Consider the following 6,277-nt stretch of genomic DNA (forward strand, 5'->3'; position numbering starts at 1 on the left):
TCCGCCGATGGTCGCGGAGAGATCGCCAAGGTCGCCGGTATCCTGCGCAACATCGCAGCCGATATCCCGCCTGAAATCGACTGGGTCATTCGCGTAGACGGGCATACCGACAATCAGCCGCTGTCGGGGTTGGGCGAATTTGCGGATAACTGGGAGCTTAGTCAGGCGCGCGCCCTGTCAGTGGTCAAATATATGATCAACTTCCTCGGGATTGCACCGGAACGGCTGGCCGCGAACGGCTTTGGCCAATATCAGCCCGTTGCCAGTGGCAACACCGAAGCCGCCCGCGCGCAAAACCGCCGGATCGAGCTTAAGCTGACCGAGAGGTAGCGCTATTTGACCTCGATTTCCGTGCTGCGTTGGCTGATGATCTGCAGGCCGCGGATCATCGTCACCGTGCCGGTATAGGTGCCCGCGGGCCAGTCCACGCGGCCACGTTTGCCGATGGCGCGAAAGGCTTGGGCCTGGGTTTTGGTCAACGTCACATCATCCGCGATCACCATGCCGTCAGGGCCGGCGATGGACAGGTTCACGATGTCATCTGCCCGCGTGCCAAACATATAGCCCCAGACAACCAGCGCATCCGCATCCACGGGCAGGGAGGCTGCGGCCGCATCGCCTTGTTTGATGGCGTCATAGGCGGGGACCGCATCGGCAAAACCAATGCTGATCAGCCCACCGGCGCGGTAGTCGGGCCGTTCAGCCCAAAGATTGCTGTCACCGGGCGCGTCGCAGGTGGTGGTCCCATCGGGATCGAAGGGATCAACGACGGCCCCGTCTTTGCGCACCGACAGATGCACATGGGGGAAGGCGGCCTTTCCCGACTGCCCGACAAAGCCGATGGTATCGCCCAAGGCGACCTCTTGCCCCGTGGTGACGCTGACGGAGCCTTGTTTGAGGTGGCAGTACTGCGTTTCCCAACCGTTCCCGTGGTCAAGCACGACGCCGTTGCCACATTCCTTACCGTCGATACCGGCGGCGTTTTCGCTGGTATAGCCGCTGTCAGCCATACCGTCGCGCATACCGGTGACACGGCCTGCAGCGCTGGCAAGGACGGGGATGTTGTCGGCGATACGGGCCCGGCTGGGCAGTGCGAAATCCGTGCCTTTGTGCCCGTCATAGCTTAAGGCGGCACAGGTGAAATCCATCGCATCAGACGACGGGTCGCTATCTACATACTGCTGGATGAAGCAGTCTGTGCCAAGGTCGCAGTCAAGGGGCGGGGAGATAAGAAAACCCTCTGCCAGCACGGGGCTGGCAAAGGGCAGGGCAAGCGCAAATACGGCGCTGCGTGGTATCATTCAGCTGTCAGCAACGGTGGCTTGTTGCCTGTCAGCTTGGGGTTTTCCGACCCGAGGATCGTCAGGTCCAGCTCGCCCTTCTTGACGTTGACCTTGACCACACCACCTTTCGCCAGCTTGCCGAACAGCAGCTCTTCGGCGAGGGGCTTTTTGATGTGCTCTTGGATGACGCGTCCAAGGGGGCGCGCACCCATTCGTGCATCATAGCCTTTGTCGCCCAGCCATTCGGCGGCTTTGGTGGACAGTTCAATCGTCACGTTGCGGTCCATCAGCTGAGCTTCAAGCTGCAGCACGAACTTCTCGACCACCCGCAAGATCACCTCTTTTGGAAGCGGCGCAAAGCTGATCACCGCGTCCAGACGGTTGCGGAATTCGGGCGTGAAGGTCCGTTCGATCGCGGCGGTATCCTCGCCGGTGCGACGGTCACGGCCAAAGCCGATCGCTTCTTTCGCCTGCTCGGACGCGCCCGCGTTCGACGTCATGATCAGCACGACATTGCGGAAATCCACTGTCCGGCCGTTATGGTCCGTCAGCTTGCCGTGATCCATCACCTGCAACAAGATGTTGTAGACGTCCGGGTGGGCTTTCTCCATCTCGTCGAGCAGCAGAACGCAGTGCGGGTGCTGGTCAACGCCATCGGTCAACATGCCGCCCTGATCAAACCCGACATAGCCGGGAGGGGCACCGATCAGGCGGGAAACGGCGTGTTTCTCCATGTATTCAGACATGTCGAAACGCAGCAGTTCCACACCAAGCGTGTCGGCCAGCTGTTTCGCCACCTCGGTCTTACCCACACCTGTCGGCCCTGCGAACAGGTAGTTGCCGATGGGTTTTTCGGGCTCGCGCAGGCCAGCACGGGCCAGTTTGATCGCGGACGACAGGGCTTCGATCGCCTTGTCCTGACCGAAGACAACGCGTTTCAGCGATGCCTCAAGATCCTTGAGCACAATCACATCATCCTTGGACACATTCTTGGGCGGGATGCGCGCGATCTTGGCGACCACGGCTTCGACTTCTTTGGTGCCGATGGTCTTGCGCCGTTTAGAGGCCGCCAGCAGATGCTGCGCCGCGCCCGCTTCGTCGATCACATCGATGGCGGAGTCAGGCAGTTTGCGGTCGTTGATATAGCGGTGCGCCAGTTCAACCGAGGTCCGGATCGCGTCAGAGGTATATTTGACCGAGTGGTGATCCTCGAAGTAGGGTTTGATGCCCCGCAGGATTTTCACCGCATCCTCGACCGAAGGCTCGTTCACATCGATCTTTTGGAAACGACGCGCAAGGGCACGGTCTTTTTCGAAATGCTGGCGGAATTCCTTGTAGGTGGTCGACCCCATAGTGCGCAGCTTGCCGCCCGCAAGCGCGGGTTTCAGCAGGTTGGAGGCATCCATCGCGCCGCCGGATGTGGCACCGGCACCGATAACGGTGTGGATCTCGTCGATGAACAGGACGGCGTTGTCATGTTCTTCCAGTTCGGTCACGACGGCTTTCAGGCGTTCTTCGAAATCACCGCGGTAGCGGGTGCCGGCCAGCAACGCGCCCATGTCGAGCGAGTAGATCGTGGTTTCGGCCAAGACCTCGGGCGTTTCACCGGCAACGATCTTGCGCGCCAGCCCTTCGGCGATGGCGGTTTTCCCGACGCCGGGGTCGCCCACCAGCAGCGGGTTGTTCTTGCGGCGGCGGCACAGCACCTGAATGCAGCGTTCCACCTCGTCCGACCGGCCGATCAGCGGATCAACGTCGCCTTCGCGGGATTTCGCGTTCAGATCAACGGTGTATTTCGCCAGCGCGGATTCTTTCTTGTCGCCATCGGTGACGCCTTGGGCTTCTTCCTCGTGATCCGGCGCACCGGACACGGGGCGTGGTTCACCGAAAGCCGGATCTTTGGCGACGCCATGCGCGATGTAATTGACCGCATCATAGCGCGTCATATCCTGTTCTTGCAGGAAGTAGGCGGCGTTGCTTTCGCGTTCTGCAAAGATCGCGACCAGCACGTTCGCGCCGGTCACTTCGGTCCGGCCAGAGGATTGCACATGGATCGCCGCACGCTGGATCACCCGCTGGAACGCTGCCGTTGGCACCGCTTCGGAGCCGTCAACATCGGTGACCAGATTGTTCAGGTCTTCATCGACAAATTCGACCAGCGTTTCGCGCAGTTCGGTCATATCGACGGAACAGGCTTTCATTACCTGCACGGCGTCGGGTTCGTCGATCAGGGCCAAAAGAAGATGTTCAAGCGTAGCGAATTCATGTTTGCGCGCATTGGCAAGGGCCAGCGCCGCGTGAATGGCTTGTTCTAGGGTAGACGAGAATGAAGGCACAGGCGTGCTCCTTTTCGATCTGTGTCGGAGGGGGCGTCAGAAACAGGACGCGCCGCAACCGAGCATGGCCTCATAGTATTAGAGTTTGGTTGATCACGGCGCAGCTTCAAGGTTTTTCTGCAATATCGCTGTCACATTTATCGTGAACGTCGATTTTAGACCATGATTGCGGCGGTCAGAAACGGTCTTTGCGCGCGCGAATTTCGGCAAACACATCGGTGTCGGTGGCGTTGACCATCCCCAGTTGCGCACGGATGCCCGGATCGGACGGGCGCAGAAAGGGGTTGGTTTCAAGTTCCGTTGAAAGCGTCGAGGGAACTGTCGGCTCGCCATCAGCACGGGCCTGATCGATCTCTCTTGCACGAGATATAAGTGCCGCGTTTTCCGGATCAACCGTCAGGGCAAATTTTGCGTTCGACTGCGTGTATTCGTGACCCGAACATACGGTGGTATCGGCTGGCAGGCGCATCAGCTTTTGCAGGCTGTCCCACATCTGCGCGGGCGTGCCTTCGAACAGGCGACCACAGCCAAGCGCCATCAGGCTGTCGGCGGTAAAGACGCATTTGGCCGCGGGGACGTGAAAGGCGATATGCCCGACGGTATGGCCCGACACATCGATCACATCGACCGTATGCGCGCCGAAGGTGAAGGATTGCCCGTCGTCATAGGCCGCGTCCAGCGGGGGCAGGCGTTCGGCATCAGCCTTGGCACCGATCACCCGGGCAGGGCGGTCGGCAATCAGCGCGGGCACGCCCTGAATGTGGTCGGGGTGGTGATGGGTCAGCCAGATTTCTGTGAGGGTCCAGCCCAGCTCGTCCAGCTTGGCAGCGATCGGCGCGGCCTCGGGCACGTCGATCAAGGCGACCTTGCCGCTGGTCTGGTCGCGCAGCAGGAATGCGTAGTTATCGGACAGGCAGGGGATGGTCACAAGATCAAAGGACATGGCAGCGGCTCCGGTCGGGGTTTCGGGGTGCGGATCACCACGCTAGCGCGGGCGGGGCGGTGCTGCAAACGGGTTTCGCGCAGTCCGCTCTTTTGCGGCGCGTGGCTTTGGTCTAGGGTCGGGGCGATCCACCCAACAAGGCCCTTTGCCCATGCACCTTGATGTCCAAGACCTGCGCAACTTTTACTATCGCAGTGCCCTTGGCCGCGCGGCGCAGCATTCCTTGCGTACCCGCATGCTTGAGCTTTGGCCCGAGGCCAAGGGGCAGACCGTTGTGGGCTTTGGTTTCGCGGCCCCCTTGCTGCGCCCCTATCTGGCCGATGCGCGGCGGGTGATGACGCTGATGCCGGGGCCGCAGGGGGTCATGCCGTGGCCTGCGGGCATGCCCAATACTTCTGTGCTGACCGAAGAAACGCTCTGGCCGATCGAAACCGGACATGTCGACCGGCTGGTTCTGATGCACGGGCTTGAAACGTCTGACCGGCAGGGCGACCTGCTAGAGGAATGCTGGCGCGTGTTGGGGCCGGGGGGCAGGGCACTGTTCATCGTGCCCAACCGTGCAGGCTTCTGGGCGCGTAGCGATATCACGCCCTTCGGATACGGGCGGCCCTATTCGCTGGGTCAGCTCGAAACGCAACTGCGCAAACACCAGTTCCTGCCAGAGCGCCAGTTAGGTGCGCTGTATCTGATGCCCTCGACCAGACGGACGTTCCGGCGCGCGGGGCCGCTGTTTGAAAAGGTCGGGCGGCACATGCCGACGATCATGGCGGGCGGGGCGTTTATGGTCGAGGTGACCAAGCTGGTGTACCCGCCCAAGGGCAAGGTTGCACGCACGCCAGCGCGCCGGTCGATCCGCGTTCTGGAAGGGGTCGGCGCGGTGACGCCTTCGGCAGTTCAGGCGGTCCTGCCGAAGCCTATGTGACCCCCGCGCCACGGCGGCAAGAATCGCTGCCACACCCGAAATTGCCGGATGTCTATTGATTTTTAGGCAGGTTGATCAGGTCAAAGCGTCGCAGGGGGGCATTGCGCTAAGAATAAGGGGCGCTTTCCTGTGGCAACCTCACTATACTGTGTTGCGGGATGCGGGTCCGTCTGCTACATCCGCCCTGATTTAGACGTCTTGGGTAATTTCAAGTCGCGCCAACACCCCGGTGACGCGATGTATTCGCTTATCCGGCCCTGACGTATGAGAGGATGGACGTGTCCGAAACAGCATCAATCTCTACAGGTATCGCACAACGCTATGCGACCGCCGTGTACGAGCTGGCCCAAGAGGCCAAAGCCCTTCCCCAGATCGAGAAAGATCTTGATGCGCTGCAAGCCGCATTGGCCGAAAGCGAAGATTTCCGCGATCTGATCAATTCGCCGATCTACACGCGCGAACAGCAAGCCGCGTCGATCAGTGCCATCGCCAAAAAGATGGACCTGTCCCAGACGCTCGCCAGCACGCTGGAACTGATGGCCAACAAGCGCCGTCTGTTCGTCCTGCCGCAGCTGGTCCAGAACCTGCGTGACATCATCGCCGTTGAAAAAGGCGAAGTGACTGCTGATGTGATTTCGGCCAAGGCGCTGACCAAAGCGCAGTCCGAAAAACTGTCCAAGTCGCTCGCCGCGACCACAGGCAAAAAAGTAACGTTGAATGCGACCGTTGATGACTCCCTCATTGGCGGTCTTATCGTAAAAGTGGGCTCTAAGATGATCGACACGTCGATCCG

General features: G+C 60.5%; 6 protein-coding genes. 3 read left to right on the top strand and 3 right to left on the bottom strand.

Annotation, left to right across the window (positions count from 1 at the left end):
- Positions 1–330: OmpA family protein (locus B3849_RS12995; protein ID WP_286780258.1), on the top strand; the 330-nt coding region annotated here is incomplete at its 5' end.
- 2 nt (positions 331–332) lie between these two features.
- Here B3849_RS12995 and B3849_RS13000 read toward each other — a convergent pair.
- From B3849_RS13000 to gloB, 3 genes are all read right to left on the bottom strand, one after another.
- Entirely contained in the window at positions 333–1,301 is a 969-nt protein-coding gene (locus B3849_RS13000) for a M23 family metallopeptidase (RefSeq protein WP_278425517.1), read from the bottom strand.
- Positions 1,298–3,619 carry an ATP-dependent Clp protease ATP-binding subunit ClpA gene (gene clpA, locus B3849_RS13005; RefSeq protein ID WP_064217144.1) on the bottom strand — a complete coding sequence of 774 codons (2,322 nt, stop codon included), beginning with the start codon at positions 3,617–3,619 and terminating at the stop codon, positions 1,298–1,300. Before clpA ends, B3849_RS13000 begins: the two co-directional genes overlap by 4 nt.
- Before the next feature lie 175 nt (positions 3,620–3,794).
- Positions 3,795–4,562 carry a hydroxyacylglutathione hydrolase gene (gene gloB / locus B3849_RS13010; protein WP_278425518.1) on the bottom strand — a complete coding sequence of 256 codons (768 nt, stop codon included), beginning with the start codon at positions 4,560–4,562 and terminating at the stop codon, positions 3,795–3,797.
- Between the two features lie 151 nt (positions 4,563–4,713).
- On the opposite strand from gloB, the gene B3849_RS13015 reads away from it, so the two are divergent.
- On the top strand, positions 4,714–5,484 hold the full coding sequence (locus B3849_RS13015) for a methyltransferase domain-containing protein (RefSeq protein ID WP_037966095.1): 771 nt from the start codon (positions 4,714–4,716) through the stop codon (positions 5,482–5,484).
- Between the two features lie 278 nt (positions 5,485–5,762).
- The coding region (locus B3849_RS13020) for a F0F1 ATP synthase subunit delta (RefSeq protein ID WP_414718050.1) at positions 5,763–6,277 on the top strand (515 nt) is incomplete at its 3' end.

It is taken from the genome of Sulfitobacter sp. UBA4523 (genome assembly GCF_002388305.1).
Classification (GTDB): domain Bacteria; phylum Pseudomonadota; class Alphaproteobacteria; order Rhodobacterales; family Rhodobacteraceae; genus Sulfitobacter; species Sulfitobacter pontiacus.